Source organism: Pseudomonas sp. RIT409, assembly GCF_003052515.2.
In the GTDB taxonomy this organism is placed as follows: Bacteria; Pseudomonadota; Gammaproteobacteria; order Pseudomonadales; family Pseudomonadaceae; genus Aquipseudomonas.
This window is the reverse complement of record NZ_QARE02000036.1, coordinates 14,408-33,115: the sequence shown is the minus strand read 5'-3', so window position 1 is coordinate 33,115 and position 18,708 is coordinate 14,408. Positions and strand designations below refer to the sequence as shown.

The following is an 18,708-nucleotide window of genomic DNA, read 5'->3' as shown; positions in this document are numbered from 1 at the left end:
CGGCGTGCCCACGGAGCAACGCCGGAGGGAGGGAACCCGGCGCAGCCGGGCCAAACCAGGAGCGAATGGCTTTGGTTACTTTCCCCGAAAGGAAAGTGACCCGCTGTAAAAGCGGAACGGTGAATCAGCGTCAACATCGCCAATGGATCAGCTCGCCATACCCGGACCTATGGCTTCACAGGTATGGCTGAGATCGGAGCAGATCCGTTGGCGCGTAGGCTGGGAGCTAGGGTTTCGCTCCTTACGAGCGACTCCATTTTGTCTTGGCAAAATGGAGGAAAACCGCTTGCTCCTGGTTTGGCCCTGACTGCGTCAGGGTTCCTTCACTCCGGCGCCGCTCCGTGGGCACGCCGCGGACGGCCATCCATGGCCGCGCGGCTCTCGCGGCTCCCGGCCGCTCAACCCACTCCACGACACCTCCGCTCAGCCTGCACCCAAGTCGCGTTCGGCGGTGGCTGGGCTGTTTGTGTAGGGAAGATCAAAAGCGAAGAGCGAAGCGTCGTTTGATTCAGGGCATGGTGGATCTTGCTTTTGCTTTTGCTTTTGCTTTTGCTTTTGCTTTTGCTTTTAGCGCGCGACAGCCCAGACACCGCGGACTGCGACTTGGGTGCAGGCTGAGCGGAGGTGTCGTGGAGTGGGTTGAGCGGCCGGGAGCCGCGAGAGCCGCGCGGCCATGGATGGCCGTCCGCGGCGTGCCCACGGAGCAGCGCCGGAAGGAGGGAACCCGGCGCAGCCGGGCCAAACCAGGAGCGAATGGCTTTGGTTACTTCCCCGAAACCGGGCCTGACAGAAATCACGCCGAAAGAGCCATCCTACAAACCAAATCGAATTGACTGACGATCTCAATCGTCAGCCGTTCCTTCTATTTCATTCTGTTTCAAATAACCTGCCTCCCGCCCAAGTTTGCGTTGCCTCCATCGGGCGATGAAAGCTCCCCATACGCCCCAAAATCTGGTCTGACCGCTACGGCGACAGGCTGCAGGAGAACCCATGCTCAAGGATCTGGCCTCCCTTCATGCGCCACAGCATCAGCGGTTGATCAGGCTTGTCACGCCGCTGACAGGTCATCAGGAACTGTTAGTCGATACCTTCAGCGGCGTCGAAGCCGTCTCTGAACTTTTTAGCATTGACCTCCAATTACTGTCGCACGATGCCGGTATCGAGCTGAAGTCTCTGATAGGCAAACCCGCACAGATCCAAATCGAATTGGCAGATGGAAATATCCGCTATCTCGACGGTTGCTTCAGCCATTTCAACTCTGAAGGCAGCGACGGCGGCTGGGCCAAATACTCCGCGACACTCAAGCCTTGGCTATGGCACCTGAGCCGAAGAGAAGATGCACGCATCTTTCAGGAGAAGACTGTCGAGGACATTATCCGTGCAGTGCTGGCCGAGTACGGGACATTGCCGAGCGTCGAATTCCGGTTGCTCAATCCGCTGAAGACCCACAGCTACATGACCCAGTACTTTGAAACCGACCTGAATTTCGTCATGCGCCTGCTTGAAGACGACGGTCTGTTTTTCTTCTTCGAGCACAGTGCGCAAGGCCACCGCATGGTGATCGGCGATGACTCCCGCCATCTCGCTGCCCTACCCGAACAACCGGTGATCCGCTACCACAGCGCTGCAATCACAGAGACCGCCGATGCTATCACTCAGTGGGGCGCTTATCGTTCATTCCAGCCGGGCAGTCTCAGCGTTCAGACCTTTGACTACAGGCAACCGGGCAACCTGCTGCCGGTGAGTATGAAGAGCATCAACAATCAGGGCGATGCCCCGTCTTACAGCGTGTATGACTACACGGTGCCGTACTCCCACGCAGACTATGCCCAGGGCGGCGCGCTGGCGCGTCGACGTGTCGAAGCTATCGAAGTCCAAAGCAAGGGCTTCAAAGGCACCGGCCATTGCCGCAGCATGAGGCCGGGGTACACGTTTGAACTGACTCAACATTTTGACCACGATAACGCCCCTCGCAAAGAACGGCAGTTTCTGCTGCTGCGCGTCGAGCACATCGGGCGTAACAACTACCTTTCAACAGCGCCTGCCCATTACGCCAATACCTTCAGTTGTGTCCGTGACTACATTCCTTTCCGGCCTGAGCGGAGTCATCCACGCCCGATCATCCCCGGGCCGCTCAGCGCCATCGTGACGGGGCCTGAAGGTGAGGAAGTCTTTACGGATGAAATGGGCCGGATTCAGGTGCGGTTCCATTGGCAACGCAGGGATGACAGCGCATACCGGTCCCGTCGTGAAGATACGCAGAACACCACTTGGCTGCGAGTCGTCATGCCCAGTGCCGGAGAAGGCTTCGGGCATCAATTTCTGCCCAGAGTCGGTCAAGAAGTGATAGTGCAACACATGGGCGGCGACGCAGACCGTCCAGTGGTAACAGGCGTGGTCTATAACGCCGTCAAACACACCCCTAGCTTCACGGCAACGCCGGGGTTGCCCGGTAACAAGGCCCTGTCCGGCATCAAGACTCGTGAACATAAAGGAAGGGGCTACAACGAACTGCTACTGGATGACACCCACGGCGCTCCCCGAGCGCGCCTTGCAACAACCCACCACACGACTGCACTGAATCTCGGTAGGTTGACCGGCCCCCGTGAACAGGGCACCGCCAAACCCCTTGGCAATGGCGCCGAATTGCGCACCGATGCAGCCATTGGCTTGCGTGCCGCACAAGGTGTGCTGCTGACCACCCACGCAACCCAAAGCGTTGCGGACGACCAGCTGGAACGCGGGGCCTTGCTGAAGCTGCTCACCCAGTGCGCGGACATTTTCAGTGCCATCGGCCAGACCGCCAACGCACGGGGCACGCAGGCCATCGATCCCAGCGGTATTGATGCCCTGCGCCAGGCACTGGACCAATGGCCAGCCCCTGACAGCAACGCCAAGGGCGAACCCGTGATCGCCATGACTGCCGAGAATGGCATCGCCAGCGCCACACCGGCTTCGCATATTCAGTATGCAGGTGCAAACCACGACACCACGGCTCAGGACCATTTGCACCTCACCAGCGGCGCGGGCACCCACCTGCATGCGGGCAAAGGCATCTCGGCCTTCGCTCAGGACGAAGGCATCACCGCCATCGCCAATCGCGGCAAAGTCACCGTTCAAGCGCAGGAAGACAGCATCGCACTGAACGCACAGCACAACCTGATGGCGTCCGCCTCGGAAGGCGAAATTGTCCTCACCGCCCCCACCATCCGTCTCGTGGCCGCTGACGGCAGCTATCTGAAGATCGGTGGCGGTGTTGAACTGGGCAGCTCCAGCACCATTGGCTTTTACGCCAACCAGTACGACTGGCGCACTGCCAAGAGTGACAGCGCAACCACACCGAGCTTTGGGCGCGACCCTGCCAGCCAACGAGTGGTCCTGCACTACCCCGGCCACACCACAGACATGCCAGCCCTGCTCATCGACAAGGCCTACAGCCTCAAGCTGGAAGACGGCACGGTGCTCAGTGGCCTGACCGATAGTTCGGGCGCCACCCAAAAGGTCGAAAACGCACTGATGCAAAAACTTGAAGTGTCCGCACACAAGGACGGCCCTCAATGATCACGTCAGTTCGCCCTCGCCACGCCTTGCACAGCATCACAACAGGAAGTGAACGATGAGAAACCCTGACCCCCGTATTCTGGCCTCTCACCAGACCCGGCTCATCCCCAATCGACCCAACGACACCTTCGTCGAAGTGCCCCGCGACATGCCCGGCATCGTGATCTTCCTGCATGGCGTCAATGACCCCGGCGCAGCTTATGAGTCGGTGGAAACCGGGCTGTGTCAGGGCCTGAATGACAGGCTGAGTCGAACGGACATGGCGGCGGAGCCGTATGGTGTTGACTATGCAAGAGCAAATGCAATTCCTGCCCCAGATAGGGACGAGCGGGAACGTGAATATGTCGACGACCCCGATACCTACTTGTATCAGCGCAGCGCAGGCGGCGAAAAGCCCCGAAGCGTCTTCATTCCTTTTTACTGGGGCTACCGCGCCGCACCAGAGGAAATCAAACGCGACAAGAACGGTGCCCCCACCAAACTGCGCACTCAGTATCAGGACCACTTCGGCAACCGGCTTGACCGCCACTTTGGCAAGGGCGGTGGCTTCTTCGACAACGCCACCAACAGCCTACCGGAGATGTATGACAAGGGCTTCGACAAATGGGTCAGGTATGCCGCCAATCGGGCACTGCCCAATACGCTGTTCATGGGCAAAAGCCCGCCTCGGCGTTACTTCGTGCTGGCCGCGCACCGGCTCGCCATGCTGATAGGTGAAATTCGTCGCCTCTCTCCCAACGACACCGTCACCGTCATGGGGCACAGCCAAGGCACGCTGATCACTTTGCTTGCACAGGCGTTACTGGTGGATCGCGGTGAGCGCTGCGCCGACTGCGCGATCATGGTCGCGTCACCCTATTCGGTACTGCCTGACAAAACCCCCAAAGGCTCGAAAACCCTAGACACCTTGATCAACATCTGCGAGGCCGTGACCAAAGCCCCTCACGACGCTCCCCCTCTCGGCGACCTGCAATCCACTGCCAAGGGCTACGGAGGACGCACGGGTGGCAACTGGTCTGCCGAACAGGGTCAGCGCCTGGGGCCTGATCAGTCCACCCTCGTGTTCCCCGAACGCGACAACCGGGGCAAGGTGTATCTCTATTTCAGCCATGACGACACCACGGTGGCCCTTCGCGACGTCAGCGGCATCGGTACCTTTGGTGTACCCGACGCACTGCCCGACGGCACACCCGCCATGGACCGCCTCAAAGGGCTGCGTTTCCATCAGCGCCTGTGGAGCAAACGCATCCGCGACGACCAGCCGGTGTGGGTGGGCAATGCACCGTGCATGGTTGAGCTGCGCACAGGAACGGAACGGCGCAGCGCCGGGCATAACGCAGCGGTCTCGTTTGTCACTGAGGCGGGCATGGAGAAAGGCGAACTGCGCTTTATCAATGGCGAAGCCCTGACCCCACCTCATGCGCCGCAGATGTTTGGTGGCGAGGCCCAGACCGGAACGCCCGACACCCCCGGAAAGGACGCGCCCGACGCGGTGTCGCAGAACAATGCGCTAGGGAAGCGAAGAGCCAGATTCGAATGGAAGCCTATGGGCAAGTCAGCCACCCCCATCCGGACCCTGGAGGTACTTGCGACCTGGAACAAGGGCAAGGCCCCGGACGACCAGACCCGCGAAGTTACACAGAGGCCAGTGATGGACGTTCGCGAAAAACGCGTCGAGTACTACCTGATCGAGCGTGAAGAAACGCCCAATGAAATCCGCGAACGCATGGCCCGTCGGGGTGACAAGGAGGCCAACAAGGAGTGGGACGACAATAGTTACCACTCGGCCATCCTGCGCAGCCCCGCGAACCACCGCTGGGTGACGGCCATGGACGTGGCGATTGGGCAGGCGCGCTGTTTGGATGATCGGCAAATTCGGGAGGTGCTGATCGCGATAGCGAATTGGCGGATGGGGAAGAAGTTCTTTGAAGCGAGGCTGCTCAACATGCCTGGATGGAGCAAGCTCAGCGAAGAAGCACGCAATCTCGTGAAAGCTAGTCACCACTACTATCACAAAGGCGATTTCCCTCCTGAAGATCTCGTGCCACTCACACCGCCCTCGATGGTGCATTACTCACGTCACGAGGGCTAACGATGATGAACAGTCTGAAACGATGCATCCCTAAATTCAAAACCTACCTCTGGATCGCATCACTGATGACCGCCGTCTGGCTGGGCTTCGTAGGGTACATGGTTGAACAGGCGATTACTGAAGGCAGGGAGATCACCGGCTTGATGAAGGGAACGCTACAGGGAACCGCTGCAATCGTAGCTCTGTTAGGGGTCGTATTCAGCCTGCATTGGACAGGCAAGGCCATCGCTCAAGGCCTCGACGCTAAAGACACTCGGCAGCTCGAGCACTATCAGCAACAGATCGAAGAGGCCGACAGAGCAAGGCGCACGTTCTCACTGGAGATCAAAGCGGCGGGATTGGCTATCGATAAGCATCAGCAGTCAACCCTCTGGAAGAAGATCAAACAAAAAAACGATAACTTTGCCTCCATCTACTCGCAAGATCCCAAAGACTATTCCAACTCGGCTGATCGCCGCTGGACCGACGCAGACATTAATATCCGGGCGGCCGCCAGACACTCTGCCAGAGACGCCGTGGCCTACTGGCCCGTGCCTTCCTTCGCCCTCGCTCCGCCTAAACAACCGAACGACAAGAATGATCGTGCGGCTGGCGGTATCAGCTCGGCACGCAATGGAGCCACCTTGGGCGTCAATCTGTTTCTCTGGCAGGACGCCGAAAACACCACTCACGCGCAGCGCATTCTGCAAAAGCTCTTTCAGTTCTTCGACAATAATTCCGAAGTCCCCGAAGCCTTTGTATTCAGCGAGGATGGCGACAGTACTCGCAGTGGCTACCGAGTACCGGGCACGCCAGGGTTATCTGATGGATATTACCTTCCAAAAACCCTAGACAGCATGACCGGATTGCTTGTGGCCCGCACTGATCGCGTGGACCGCTACCTGCGTCCCTACGCTGTGCGTCAGCAAGAAGACAACCAAGACAAGTCCACCGACCTTGGCAAGCTATGGTTTTTCTATTGGGATCGTGATCGAAAATTTGACCGATTGTATGAGCTGGAGAAGCACGCAGAGGGTGTGGCGGAGCCGCTGAGTCCTAGCACTATGTCCAGCGACTACTGGCATGCCCAATTGCCCGAATTCTGGAAAACCATCAGCAACCGTGGCCCAGGTGATTTCCGTCCCACCAAGTGGCTGCCGATTCGCTGGGCGAAGCATCAGATCGAGGAGTACGACGAAACACCAACCCTCGGTTACCTGCACCGCCCGGTCAAAGTGCCAATGGTCGACGAACGCGGTCAGCCGCTGAAACCTGCGCTGCGCGCTCGCGCCTTGCAAAGCGCCTGGCAGCAAGCCCTCGACACGTTGCCCGACGGCGAAAAACCCCAGCGGGTGTTTTACGACACCACCGATGGCTTGGAGGTGGAAATCACCCTCACCCAGGCTCTGCATGCCCTGAATACCGACGGTAACGGCCTCGACCTCAACAACGTCAACGAAGCCTTCGACATCGGCCGCCGACTGGGCAACACCGGCGTCAGCAGCGCCCTGGTGGAGATCAACCTCGCCACCATCGCCAGCTACTTCGACGGCGGTATCAGCGCTGTGTTCTACACCGGTACCGACGGGAGCTTCACCGTGCAAATGATTCGCCCACCCAGCGACGCCACCAAGGCGAAAAATGCAAAAACACGCTGGGACGATCCATTCAAATTCGGCGCACCGGGTGGGGTTCAGTGAGCGATCTTGCCGTCGCCAAAATGCTGAAGGGCATAAGCCTCAGCGGCGTTGTCACCAAACCACCCACTGCACGTATTTGCCAATCAGGCAGGCATGTAAACAATCATAAGGAAGCCCGATGTTACTTAACGAAAACAATCGAAGTCTAAAACACGCACCGGTTGCAATTATATGCATTGCAATCATGTCAATACTCATCGGTTGCTCCAACTCTGAAACGCCCTGCGACGGCTTTCTAGGAGAGTTTTCCAACCAGCCTGACACTGCGCCGAGCTTAAGATTTTCAAAAAAATTAGGTGTTTATGAAGTTTCAATAAGAACAGATCAACCTGGCATATGGGAAGGCATGGAACTCACTCAGGGATTTGAGCCAGAAACGGAAAAAGAGATAGCTGAAGAGTACCCAAACTCAAAACCTGTCACCTGCGTACTAAGAGCTGAGGGTGTGACATTTATCAAATTCTCAGCCAACAGTCCGCTAAATCCCTCAGAAAGTGACACTCGAAATAAAGATCGCTATCCAGAAAAAACCCAATATGCAATGGTTGTTGCCGTAGGTTTTGTAGCTGCGGATGCAGGTCTTTATCCCGCAAACCCCAATGCGCCTGAACCCGTATACGACACCACGGAGCATCAAGAATGACACACCCCATTTGCCTCGGAGACCCGACCAGTAGCGGAGGTGAAGTCGTTGAGTGCCAACTCAGCGGAGCATTCACGTTCAGGCCTGGCTGGGGTGCGTATGGTACGTCGTCGAGAAAGCAAACACTGTAGGCCGGGAGATTACCGATTTGCCACAAGGAACCCTGCTGGGCATTGCTCAGATAACAGCATTGGTAGCAGCCCTGTTCACCATCCACTGGACAGGCAAGGCCGTCGCTCAAACCATCGCTAATAAGGACGTTCAACAAGTTGAGCAGTACAGGCAGCGTGTAGAACTTTCCGAGAAGGTCAAACGCACGTTCTCATTGGAGATCAAAGCAGCAGGATTGGCGATTGATGCACACCAGCAATCGACCATCTGGAGAAAGATCAAGAATAAAAGCGACAATTTTTCCTCAATTTACTCTCAAGACCCAAAGGACTATCCGGACAGAGCTGATACCCGCCGTAACAACGCGTCTATAAACGTTCGAGCTGCCGCTCGACACTCCGCTCGCGACGCCGTCGCCTACTGGCCCGTGCCCTCCTTCGCCATTGCCCCGCCCAAGCGACCAGATGATAAGAACGATCGCGCAGCAGGCGGCATAAGCTCAGCGCGTAATGCTGCCACCTTGTGTGTCAACCTGTTTCTCTGGCAGGACGCTGAGAACACGACTCACGCCCAGAGCATTCTGGAAAAGCTTTTTAAATTCTTCGACGACAACCCCGAGGTCCCTGAAGTATTCGTCTTCAGTCAGGATGGCGACAGTACCCGTAGTGGATATCGCGCACACGGAACGCCACCTTTGGTCAATGGTCATTACCTGCCCACGGTCTTCGACAGCATGACCGGATTGCTCGTAGCTCGCACTGACCGCGTAGATCATTACCTACGCCCGTATGCGATAAACCAGCAAGAGGACAATCAGAACAGATCTACCGATCTTGGCAAACTCTGGTTCTTCTATTGGAAACACGCACCTGAGTTCCGAAAGTCTTACGAGGCTGCAAAGAAGGCCGAAGGGGTCGTCACACCCCTTGGCCCCGGAACCATGTCCAGCACCTACTGGCACGCCCAACTCCCCGCTCTCTGGAACACCACCAGCAACCGTGGCCCCGGCGATTTCCGCCCGACCAAATGGCTGCCCATTCGCTGGGCCAAACACCAGATCGACGAGTACGACGAAACCCCGACCCTAGGCTATCTGCACCGCCCAATCAAAGTCTCAATGACCGATGCCAATGGCATCCCTCTCAAGCAAGCCCAGCGCGCACTTGCCCTCCAAGGCGCATGGCAGCAAGCACTCGACACCCTGCCTGACGGCGAGCGCCCCGTGCGCGTGTTATACGACACCACCGACAGTGCAGAAGTCGAAATCACCCTCTCCCAGGCCCTGCATGCGCTGAACACCGACGGCAGCGGTCTTGAAACCAGCAACGTCAATGAAGCGTTCAACATCGGTCGCCGCTTGGGTAACACCGGTGTCAGCAGCGCACTGGTGGAAATCAACCTCGCCACCATCGCCAGCTACTTGGACGGCGGTATCAGTGCCGTGGTCTACACCGGCACCGACGGCAGCTTCACCGTGCAAATGATTCGCCCACCCAGCGACGCCACCAAGGCGAAAAATGCAAAAACACGCTGGGACGACCCGTTCAAATTCGGCGCACCGGGTGGGGTTCAGTGAGCGATCTTGCCGTCGCCAAAATGTGATCGTTCCCACGCTCCGCGTGGTAACGCAGGGTACGACGCTCTGCGTCAGGGGGACGCGGAGCGTCCCGGGCGACATTCCCACGCGGGAGCGTAGGAACGATGAAGTTGCCGTAGGGATGGGGTGTCATACGCCTACGATGTGATCGTTCCCACGCTCCGCGTGGTAAACGCAGGGTCTGATGCTCTGCGTCAGGGGGACGCGGAGCGTCCCGGGCAGCATTCCCACGCGGGAGCGTGGGAACGATCATGGAAGTCAGGATGGGTGTCCAACTTTGTTGGATCGTTCCCACGCTTCGCGTGGTAACGCAAGGTCTGACGCTCTGCGTCAGGGGGACGCGAAGCGTCCCGGGCGGCATTCCCACGCGGGAGCGTGGGAACGATCATGAAAGTCAGGATGGGTGTCCAACTATTGGGGAGGACGTCAGAGCGTGGGTACGATTAGCCTTCACACTGCCAACAAACGCTCACGCAACTTGGCAATTTCATCACGCATCTGCGCAGCGGCCTCGAACTCCAGGTCGCGAGCCAGTTGATACATCTTCTCCTCCAGTTGACGAATACGCTTATTGATCTCGCTGGGCGAGCGCAACTCGGCTTCGTACTTCGCATTCTCCTCGGCAGCCTTGGCCATGCCCTTGCGCTTCTTGCTGCGCGAACCCGGCACCGTCGCGCCTTCCATGATATCGGTGATGTCCTTGACCACCCCCTTGGGCACGATGCCGTTGGCCTCGTTGAACGCCACCTGCTTCTCACGGCGGCGCTCGGTTTCGCCGATGGCCCGCTCCATCGAGCCGGTCATGTTGTCAGCGTAGAGAATCGCGTGGCCGTTGAGGTTTCGCGCGGCACGGCCGATGGTCTGGATCAGCGAGCGCTCGGAGCGCAGGAAGCCTTCCTTGTCGGCATCGAGGATCGCCACCAGCGACACCTCCGGCATGTCCAGGCCCTCACGCAGCAGGTTGATGCCCACCAGCACGTCGAAGGTGCCCAGCCGCAGGTCGCGGATGATTTCCACCCGTTCCACCGTGTCGATGTCCGAGTGCAGGTAACGCACGCGCACGCCATGGTCGGCCAGGTAATCGGTGAGGTCTTCCGACATGCGCTTGGTCAACGTGGTGACCAGCACCCGCTCGTCGTTGGCCACGCGCTTCTTGATCTCGGACAGCAGGTCGTCGACCTGAGTCAGCGCCGGGCGTATCTCGACCTGCGGGTCCACCAGCCCGGTCGGCCGAACCACCTGCTCGATCACTCGCCCAGCGTGCTCGCCCTCATACGGACCGGGCGTGGCCGACACGAAAATGGTCTGCGGGCTGACGCTTTCCCACTCATCGAAACGCATGGGCCGGTTGTCCAGCGCGGACGGCAGGCGGAAGCCGTACTCGACCAGGGTTTCCTTGCGTGAACGGTCGCCTTTGTACATCGCACCGACCTGCGGCACGCTGACGTGCGACTCGTCGATGACCAACAGCGCATCCGGCGGCAGGTAGTCGTAGAGGGTGGGCGGCGGCGCCCCGGCCGGGCGACCTGACAGGTAGCGTGAATAGTTTTCGATGCCGTTGCAGTAGCCCAGTTCGAGGATCATCTCCAAATCGAAACGGGTGCGCTGCTCCAGGCGCTGCGCTTCGACCAGCTTATTGGCGCCGCGCAGGTACTCCAGCCGCTCCTGAAGCTCGACCTTGATGCCTTCGACCGCATCGAGCAACGTTTCCCGAGGCGTGACGTAGTGGCTCTTGGGGTAGAAGGTGAACCGAGGCAGCTTGCGGATGACTTCACCGGTCAAGGGATCGAATGCCGAGAGGCTTTCCACTTCGTCGTCGAACAACTCGACGCGGATCGCCTCCAGATCCGATTCCGCCGGGAAGATGTCAATCACGTCGCCTCGCACGCGGAAGGTGGCACGGGCGAAATCCATGTCGTTGCGGGTGTACTGCAGGTCCGCCAGACGCCGCAGCAACTGGCGCTGGTCCATTTTGTCGCCGCGATCGACATGCAGCACCATGCGCAGGTAAGTATCAGGGCTGCCCAGGCCGTAGATGCAGGACACGGTAGTGACGATGATCGCGTCCTTGCGCTCCAGCAACGCCTTGGTCGCGGACAGGCGCATCTGTTCGATGTGGTCGTTGATGGACGCGTCCTTCTCGATGAAGGTGTCCGACGACGGCACGTAGGCTTCTGGCTGGTAATAGTCGTAGTAGGAAACGAAGTATTCGACGGCGTTGTTCGGAAAGAACGCCTTGAATTCGCCGTACAACTGCGCCGCCAGGGTTTTGTTCGGCGCCAGCACCATGGTCGGGCGCTGAACCTGCTGGATCACATTGGCGATGCTGAACGTCTTGCCCGACCCGGTCACGCCGAGGAGGGTCTGGTGTGACAGCCCTGCCTCGATGCCCTCGACCATCTGGCGAATCGCTTCCGGCTGATCACCGGCAGGGGCAAAACGGGTAACGAGCTGAAACTCGGACATAACGGACCTCTGTTTGCGCAATGGCCTCGGTGCAGGCGGGCCAGAACGGAATGAGCGCGGACGCCCGCTCTCCCCGGGGGGAAGTGCAGGCGTGCAAGCAAACGATGATGGGACTACACATAGAGTCCGCGACGCCAGCTTTCAAGCCATCATCAGGACATTAGTCCACGCAATAAGACTAATGGTCGAAAATATTCGGCAAAACTCGGAAAAAACCGACCCCACCCTGTCGCCCCCGTCCGCGATGCTCTCTATACTGACTCCCCGTTTGCGCACCGCTCTAGTGCATTCGGCCGGAGCGATGCAACCCATTCACTCCCATTCAGAGCCGCCGCAAAAATGAGCCTGTTCTCCGCTGTCGAAATGGCACCACGCGATCCAATCCTGGGCCTCAACGAAGCATTCAACGCCGACACCCGCACCACCAAGGTCAACCTGGGCGTCGGCGTTTACAGCAACGAAGAAGGGAAAATCCCGCTGCTGCGTGCCGTTGCCGAAGCGGAAGAAATTCGCGTGGCTCAGCATATGCCGCGTGGCTACCTGCCCATCGACGGCATCGCCGCCTACGACAAGGCTGTGCAGACCTTGCTGTTCGGGGCCGAATCACCCCTGCTGGCTTCCGGCCGCGTGATGACCGTTCAGGCGGTGGGTGGCACCGGCGCGCTGAAGATCGGCGCGGATTTCCTCAAGCAACTGTCGCCGAATGCAGTTGTGGCCATCAGCGATCCGAGCTGGGAAAACCACCGCGCGCTGTTCGAAACCGCCGGTTTCCCGGTGCAGAACTATCGCTACTACGACGCAACCACTCACGACGTGAACCGCGCAGGCATGCTGGAAGACCTGCAAAACCTGCCCTCCGGCTCCATCGTCGTGTTGCACGCCTGCTGCCACAACCCGACCGGCGTAGACCTCACTCTCGAAGACTGGAAAAAGGTCCTTGAGGTGCTCAAGTCCAAAGGTCATGTGCCATTCCTCGACATGGCGTACCAGGGTTTCGGCGACGGCATCGACGAAGACGCCTCAGCGGTCCGTCTGTTCGCAGACTCGGGTATGACGTTCTTCGCTTCCAGCTCATTCTCCAAATCGTTCTCGCTGTACGGCGAACGCGTTGGCGCGCTGTCCATCGTGACCGGCTCGAAGGAAGAGACCGCCCGCGTGCTGTCTCAGGTCAAGCGCGTGATCCGCACCAACTACTCCAACCCGCCGACCCACGGTGCGACCATCGTCGCTGCGGTGCTGAACAACCCTGAGCTGCGCCAGAAGTGGGAAGACGAATTGGCTGAAATGCGCCTGCGCATCCGTGGCATGCGCGAAGAAATGACCCGCCGCCTGGCCGACAACGCCGCCGGTCAGGACTTCAGCTTCGTCGCCCGCCAGCGCGGCATGTTCTCTTACTCCGGGCTGACCGTCGAACAGGTGCACCGTCTGCGCAACGAGTACGGTATCTATGCACTGGACACCGGCCGTATCTGCGTGGCTGCGTTGAACAAGAGCAACATCGATGCGGTGACCAAGGCGATTCTGGCGGTTATCTAAGAACGCCATCGATTCACCCGCTGATCGTTCCCACGCTCCGCGTGGGAATGCCGTGACAGACGCTCCGCGTCGATTGGGACGCGGAGCATCCCGGGATGCGTTCCCACGCTGAGCGTGGGAACGATCATTCACTGCGCCTTCTTGCGGTACGCCATCGAGTCGTCGATGCGTTTGAGGATGTAGTCCCCTGCGGCCACCGGTGGATACGCACTCGCTGATGCATCGATTCCCAAGTCGCAGGGATCGACGATTGCGCTGTACGTAGGGTCGTAAAAGGTCGCGATGGAGTAGCGCTCGTGGCCTGAGGTGTTGATCACGCGGTGCAGGGTCGAGCGGAAGCGGTCGTTGGACCAACGTGCCAACAGGTCGCCGACGTTCACCACCAGGCTGCCTTCGATTGGGGTCGCATCGATCCAGCGATTGCTCGCCAATTCTCGCACTTGCAGGCCGCCGCTGTTGTCCTGATAGAGCAAGGTGATGCAGCCGTAATCGGTGTGCGGTGCGACGCCGAACTGGTCGGCCTCGGCCATTGCCGGGTGAGGCGGGTAATAGACCATTTGCGTGCGCTGCAACCGTTTGCCGTACTTCGGCGCGAAAAACGCCGGGGCGATCCCCAGCCCGACTGCCACCGCCCGCAACAGATCCGCGCCGGCACGGCCAATTTCCTCGTAATAGGCGCCCAGTGCGGGGCGCAACGTCGGCATGAAATCCGGCCATTGGTTCGGGCCACGCAAGGCTTCACCTGCCAGCACACTGGGGTCGTCTTCCGGCAGCTCGAGCCCCATGCTGAAAAATTCCTTGAAGTCAGGCTTGGTTGCCTCGTACATCAATGCCCCGCCCAGCGCATGCCAACCGCGATGACGCTTGTTCACCGCGACTCGGCGTTTGACCTCGCTCGGGTAGGCGAAAAAGGTTTTCGCCGCTGCCATTGCCGCATCGATCACCGTTTGCGGGACGCCGTGGTTGACGATGTAGAAGAAGCCCGTTTCGCTGCAAGCCTTGCGGATCGCATCGCCCGCCCGAGATAACGCGGCCGGGTCACCCTCGTGGACGCCCGACATGTCGATCAGCGGAAGGTTGGCAGTGGCAGTCATGCAAGGCTCCTTGACGGCTTGGGTGGCGAGGCTGTCTAGACAGGAGAAGCATTTAATATGCCGCGCACTTTTTGGCGAGCACACCGCCTCGCGCGATGGACGCACCGGAGGTCGTGAGCGCATCGGCGCGCCCCGTCATCCCTGTCCCCATCTCACGACAGAGCCTTTAAACGGCGAAGACGCTACGCCCCAGCTTCGTCCGTTGGGGTTTCGCAACGCCCCAGCAGCGGGCAGCGCGGGCACAATCGGTGCAACCTTTGGTGACATCCGCAGCAGGCTGCCACGCCAGGTCCGCCTGTTTTCCCGAACCTCTGAACTGGCCTGCATCTTGCGTTGGCTGTCTATACAGCTTGAACGAGGATCGACATGCGTCGTTATCACCCCGGTTATGACTTTAGACGGGCTCACAGCATCGCCGAGCTGGCCCACATGGCCCAGCGGCGCCTGCCGCATTTCGCCTGGGAATACCTGGCCGGGGGTGCGGAGGAGGAACTGACCCTGGCCCGCAATCGCCAGGCGTTTGCCGAGGTCAGCCTGTTACCGCGGACCCTGGTGCCCTGGGAAACCCCGAACACCCGACGCATGTTGCTGGGCCGCGAGGTGCCGCTGCCGATGGCCATCGCGCCCACCGGCTACAACGGCATGCTGCACCGCGATGCCGATATCCAGTTGGCGCAGGCCGCCACCGCGCGCGGTCTGCCGTTTACCCTGAGCACCGTCTCCACCAACTCGTTGGAGCAGATCGTTCAGGCCGTACCCGACGTCAACCTGTGGTTCCAGCTCTACAGCATGAGTGACCCCAAGGTTCAGGAAGACCTGCTGCACCGGGCGCAAGCCGTGGGCTGCAGCACACTGCTGGTGACCTCGGACGCGGTGTTGCTGGGCAATCGCGAATGGGACAAGCGCAATTTCGTTCGGCCTCGCCAGTTGAGCCTGCGCAACAAAGTCGACGTACTTGGCCACCCGCGCTGGATCAGGCAGGCCCTTTGGCCCCACGGCATGCCGAGCATGGCCAACCTCGATCGCTACCTGCCCGCCGACCAGCGCACGGCGTCGGGAGCGGCGCATTTCATTGGCGAAAAAATGGACAAGCAGTTGAGCTGGGATTTTCTTGCCCGGTTGCGTGAGCGCTGGCGCGGGCAACTGCTGCTCAAGGGGGTCCTGCATCCGCAGGACGCCGAGCGTGCCGTGGCATTGGGTCTTGACGGCATCGTGGTGACTAACCATGGCGGTCGGCAGTTGGACGGGGTCCCGGCGACCCTCGATTGCCTTCCAGGCATCGTCGACGTCGCCAGAGGGAAACTGAGCATTTTGCTGGACAGCGGCATCCGTCGCGGCACCGACATCCTCAAAGCGTGCGCTCTGGGCGCGGATGCCGTGCTCTTGGGGCGTGCCACCCTGTATGGCGTGGCGGTGGGCGGGCAGGCCGGTGCCGGGCATGCGCTGGACCTGCTCAGTCAGGAGCTGCGCCTGGCCCTGACCCTACTCGGCCAACCTGACCTGAACCAATTGAGCGTCAGCCGCCGCGCCGCTGCCGGCACCGACGCTGCTTTGACCGTGAGTTGAACCCATGAGCGATCTGGAGCATACCCTCGCCCGACTCCGAGAGGCTTTGGGCGACGCCCAGGTCCTGACGGGCGAGGCGATCAGTCCCCGTCATTTCAGCGACTGGACCCGTCACGCCCCGGCCTGCCCCGCCGCGCTGATTCTGCCACTCGATACGCATCAGGTGGCGACGGCTCTGCGCATCTGCAACGCGGCCGGGCAAAGCATCGTTCCTCAGGGCGGCATGACCGGCCTGGCGGGGGGCGCCGTCCCCCGCGCCCAGGACATCGCGCTGTCCCTGGAGCGATTGTGCGGTATCGAAGAAATCGACCTGGCCTCGGCGACCGTCACGGTAAAAGCCGGGACCCTACTGCAGGACGTCCAGCAGGCCGTGGCCGACGCAGGCTATCTGTTTCCGCTGGACTTGGGCGCGCGTGGCTCGTGCCAGATCGGCGGCAACATCGCCACGAATGCCGGGGGCAACGCGGTGATCCGCTACGGCATGACCCGCGACCTGGTACTGGGGCTTGAGGTGGTGCTGGCCGATGGTCGCGTGCTGAACCTGATGAACAAGATGATCAAGAACAACTGCGGTTATGACCTGAAACAGTGCTTCATCGGCAGCGAAGGCACCCTTGGGGTGATTACCCGTGCCGTGCTGAGGCTCGCGCCGCAACCCGGCCCGACCACCACCCTGCTCTGCGCGCTGCCGGATTACCCCAGCGCCGTCGGCTTTTTGCGGCGCCTGCAACGCAGCGCCGGGACGCCCCAGGCCTACGAATTGATGTGGCAGGACTTTTTCCGGATGGGCGTGTCATGGCTGGACAACCCTGTCGCCCCCATGCCCGACCATCACCCGCTCTATGTATTGCTGGAGTCCTCTGCCAGTAGCGAGATGCTGGAGCAGACCCTGCAAAACGCCATGGACGCTGGAGAGGTCGTCGATGCCGTAATTGCCGGTTCCCAGAGCCAGGCCCGCAACCTGTGGAAGATCCGCGAAGCCACGGCTGAATTTCCGGTCCGCCTGGCGCCGCTGAACTTCGACATCAGCCTGCCCATTGGCCAGATCGGTGAGTTCGCCGACCTGTGCCGCCGACGGTTGGATCAGCGCTGGCCCGGCAACCACAGCGTCTACTTCGGTCACATCGGCGACAGCAATCTGCACCTGACGGTGGACTTGAACAGCCTGCCGCAGCCCTCCCCGGTGTTCGAGGTCGAGGACCTGGTCTATCGGGCCGTCGGCGAGCTGGGCGGCGCTGTCTCCGCCGAGCACGGCATCGGCCTGCTCAAGCGCGAATTCCTGCACCATTCGGTCAGCGACGAGGCGCTGGAGGTCATGGCGCAGCTCAAGCGCAGTTTCGACCCGAACGGCATTCTCAACCCAGGGAAAATCCTGGGCTGAGTCCGCCAGCGCAGGTTGTCTATACCGGTATGGCACGCTAACTGCACATTGACATTCAACAACCCGATCCACGCGCCTCAACGACGACACATCCCTGCATCTGATATGAGGAGTCACCCATGCCACTCGATTTCTGTTTCGGTGAAAAAACGCTCGGCCAGACCTTCAAGCGTCTGAGCATCGCTGTTGCATTTGCCCTGCTGCCGATGGCGGCGCACGCCGACCAGTTGGCGGACGTCAAGAAAGTGGGCGAGCTGGTGGTCGGTACGGAAATGCAGTTCGCTCCGTTCGACTTCCTCGAGGCGGGGAAACAGCAGGGTCTCAACGCCGAGCTGTTCGCCGAATTGGGCAAGGAGTTGGGGGTGAAGATCAAATTCCTCGACCTGCCATGGCCGAGCGTCCTGCCGGGGCTGGAGGCGAAGAAGTTCGACGTGGTCGCCGGGCCGATCATCGTGACCAAGGCACGCAAGGAGCGTTACCACTTCGTGTCGCCGATCGCCGAGGCCACTGTGGCGCTGATGGTCGGCGCCAAGGACGAGAGCATCAAGAAGCCTGAAGACATCGCGGGCAAGACGGTCGGCGCCGGCAAAGGGTCGGCGCAACTCGAAGAACTGAAAACCTTCGCCGCGACCCTGCCGGAGAAGGTCACCATTCGCGAGTACGTCGACAACAATCAGGCTTACGCCGACCTCGCCGCCAAGCGCATCGTCGCGGTGGCCAACTCGTTGCCGAACATCTCTTATGTCGCCGCGCAGAAAAGCAATTTGTACAAAGTGGTGCAGCCGCCCTTCGGCAAGAAATCCTACTTCGCCTACCTGGGCCGCAAGGACGCCGACGCCGACAGCCTGATCGCCGCCCTCGATGCCGCCCTGATCAAAATGCATGACGACGGGCGCCTGGCGGCGCTGCAGAAAAAATGGCTCGGTGCAGCGATGGACGTGCCCAAGGGTGATTTCGAGCCGACCTGGTAAGTAAGGAGCGC

The 18,708-nt window shown here is 60.1% G+C and carries 11 protein-coding genes; 9 read left to right on the top strand and 2 right to left on the bottom strand.

Annotated elements, in window-relative coordinates; translation table 11 throughout:
- Positions 1-990 precede the first annotated feature (990 nt).
- From tssI to DBP26_RS26050, 5 genes are all read left to right on the top strand, one after another.
- Positions 991-3,561 carry a type VI secretion system Vgr family protein gene (gene tssI, locus DBP26_RS26065; RefSeq protein WP_108240469.1) on the top strand — a complete coding sequence of 857 codons (2,571 nt, stop codon included), beginning with the start codon at positions 991-993 and terminating at the stop codon, positions 3,559-3,561.
- Positions 3,562-3,616: 55 nt separating this feature from the next.
- Positions 3,617-5,653, top strand: a complete 2,037-nt coding sequence (locus tag DBP26_RS26060; RefSeq protein ID WP_256600856.1) for a DUF3274 domain-containing protein — start codon at positions 3,617-3,619, stop codon at positions 5,651-5,653.
- Between the two features lie 2 nt (positions 5,654-5,655).
- Positions 5,656-7,332 (top strand): DUF2875 family protein, encoded by a 1,677-nt coding sequence (locus DBP26_RS26055; protein WP_108240468.1) that lies wholly within the window; start codon positions 5,656-5,658, stop codon positions 7,330-7,332.
- A gap of 118 nt (positions 7,333-7,450) precedes the next feature.
- A complete protein-coding gene (locus DBP26_RS26910; RefSeq protein ID WP_146749649.1) occupies positions 7,451-7,975 on the top strand; it encodes a hypothetical protein in 525 nt (174 codons plus the stop codon).
- A gap of 148 nt (positions 7,976-8,123) precedes the next feature.
- The gene (locus DBP26_RS26050) at positions 8,124-9,662 is read left to right on the top strand and encodes a DUF2875 family protein (protein ID WP_256600857.1); all 1,539 of its coding nucleotides are present in this window, start codon (positions 8,124-8,126) and stop codon (positions 9,660-9,662) included.
- A 471-nt stretch (positions 9,663-10,133) separates the two neighbouring features.
- Here DBP26_RS26050 and uvrB read toward each other — a convergent pair whose 3' ends face one another.
- Positions 10,134-12,149, bottom strand: coding sequence for an excinuclease ABC subunit UvrB (uvrB, locus tag DBP26_RS26045; RefSeq protein WP_108240467.1), 2,016 nt, complete (start codon positions 12,147-12,149; stop codon positions 10,134-10,136).
- Positions 12,150-12,488: 339 nt separating this feature from the next.
- On the opposite strand from uvrB, the gene DBP26_RS26040 reads away from it, so the two are divergent.
- On the top strand, positions 12,489-13,685 hold the full coding sequence (locus DBP26_RS26040) for an amino acid aminotransferase (RefSeq protein WP_108240466.1): 1,197 nt from the start codon (positions 12,489-12,491) through the stop codon (positions 13,683-13,685).
- Between the two features lie 128 nt (positions 13,686-13,813).
- On the opposite strand, the gene DBP26_RS26035 is transcribed toward DBP26_RS26040, so the two are convergent.
- Positions 13,814-14,779: a 2-oxoglutarate and iron-dependent oxygenase domain-containing protein gene (locus tag DBP26_RS26035; protein ID WP_108240465.1), complete on the bottom strand. Its 966-nt coding sequence runs from the start codon at positions 14,777-14,779 to the stop codon at positions 13,814-13,816.
- 366 nt (positions 14,780-15,145) lie between these two features.
- Between DBP26_RS26035 and DBP26_RS26030 the strand changes: the two genes are divergently transcribed.
- The 3 genes from DBP26_RS26030 (at position 15,146) to DBP26_RS26020 (ending at position 18,697) form a co-directional block, all read left to right on the top strand.
- On the top strand, positions 15,146-16,345 hold the full coding sequence (locus tag DBP26_RS26030; protein ID WP_108240464.1) for an alpha-hydroxy acid oxidase: 1,200 nt from the start codon (positions 15,146-15,148) through the stop codon (positions 16,343-16,345).
- A gap of 4 nt (positions 16,346-16,349) precedes the next feature.
- Complete coding sequence (locus tag DBP26_RS26025; protein WP_108240463.1) at positions 16,350-17,726, top strand: FAD-binding oxidoreductase; 1,377 nt, start codon at positions 16,350-16,352, stop codon at positions 17,724-17,726.
- Positions 17,727-17,845: 119 nt separating this feature from the next.
- Positions 17,846-18,697 (top strand): transporter substrate-binding domain-containing protein, encoded by an 852-nt coding sequence (locus DBP26_RS26020; RefSeq protein ID WP_218565103.1) that lies wholly within the window; start codon positions 17,846-17,848, stop codon positions 18,695-18,697.
- Positions 18,698-18,708: the final 11 nt, after the last annotated feature.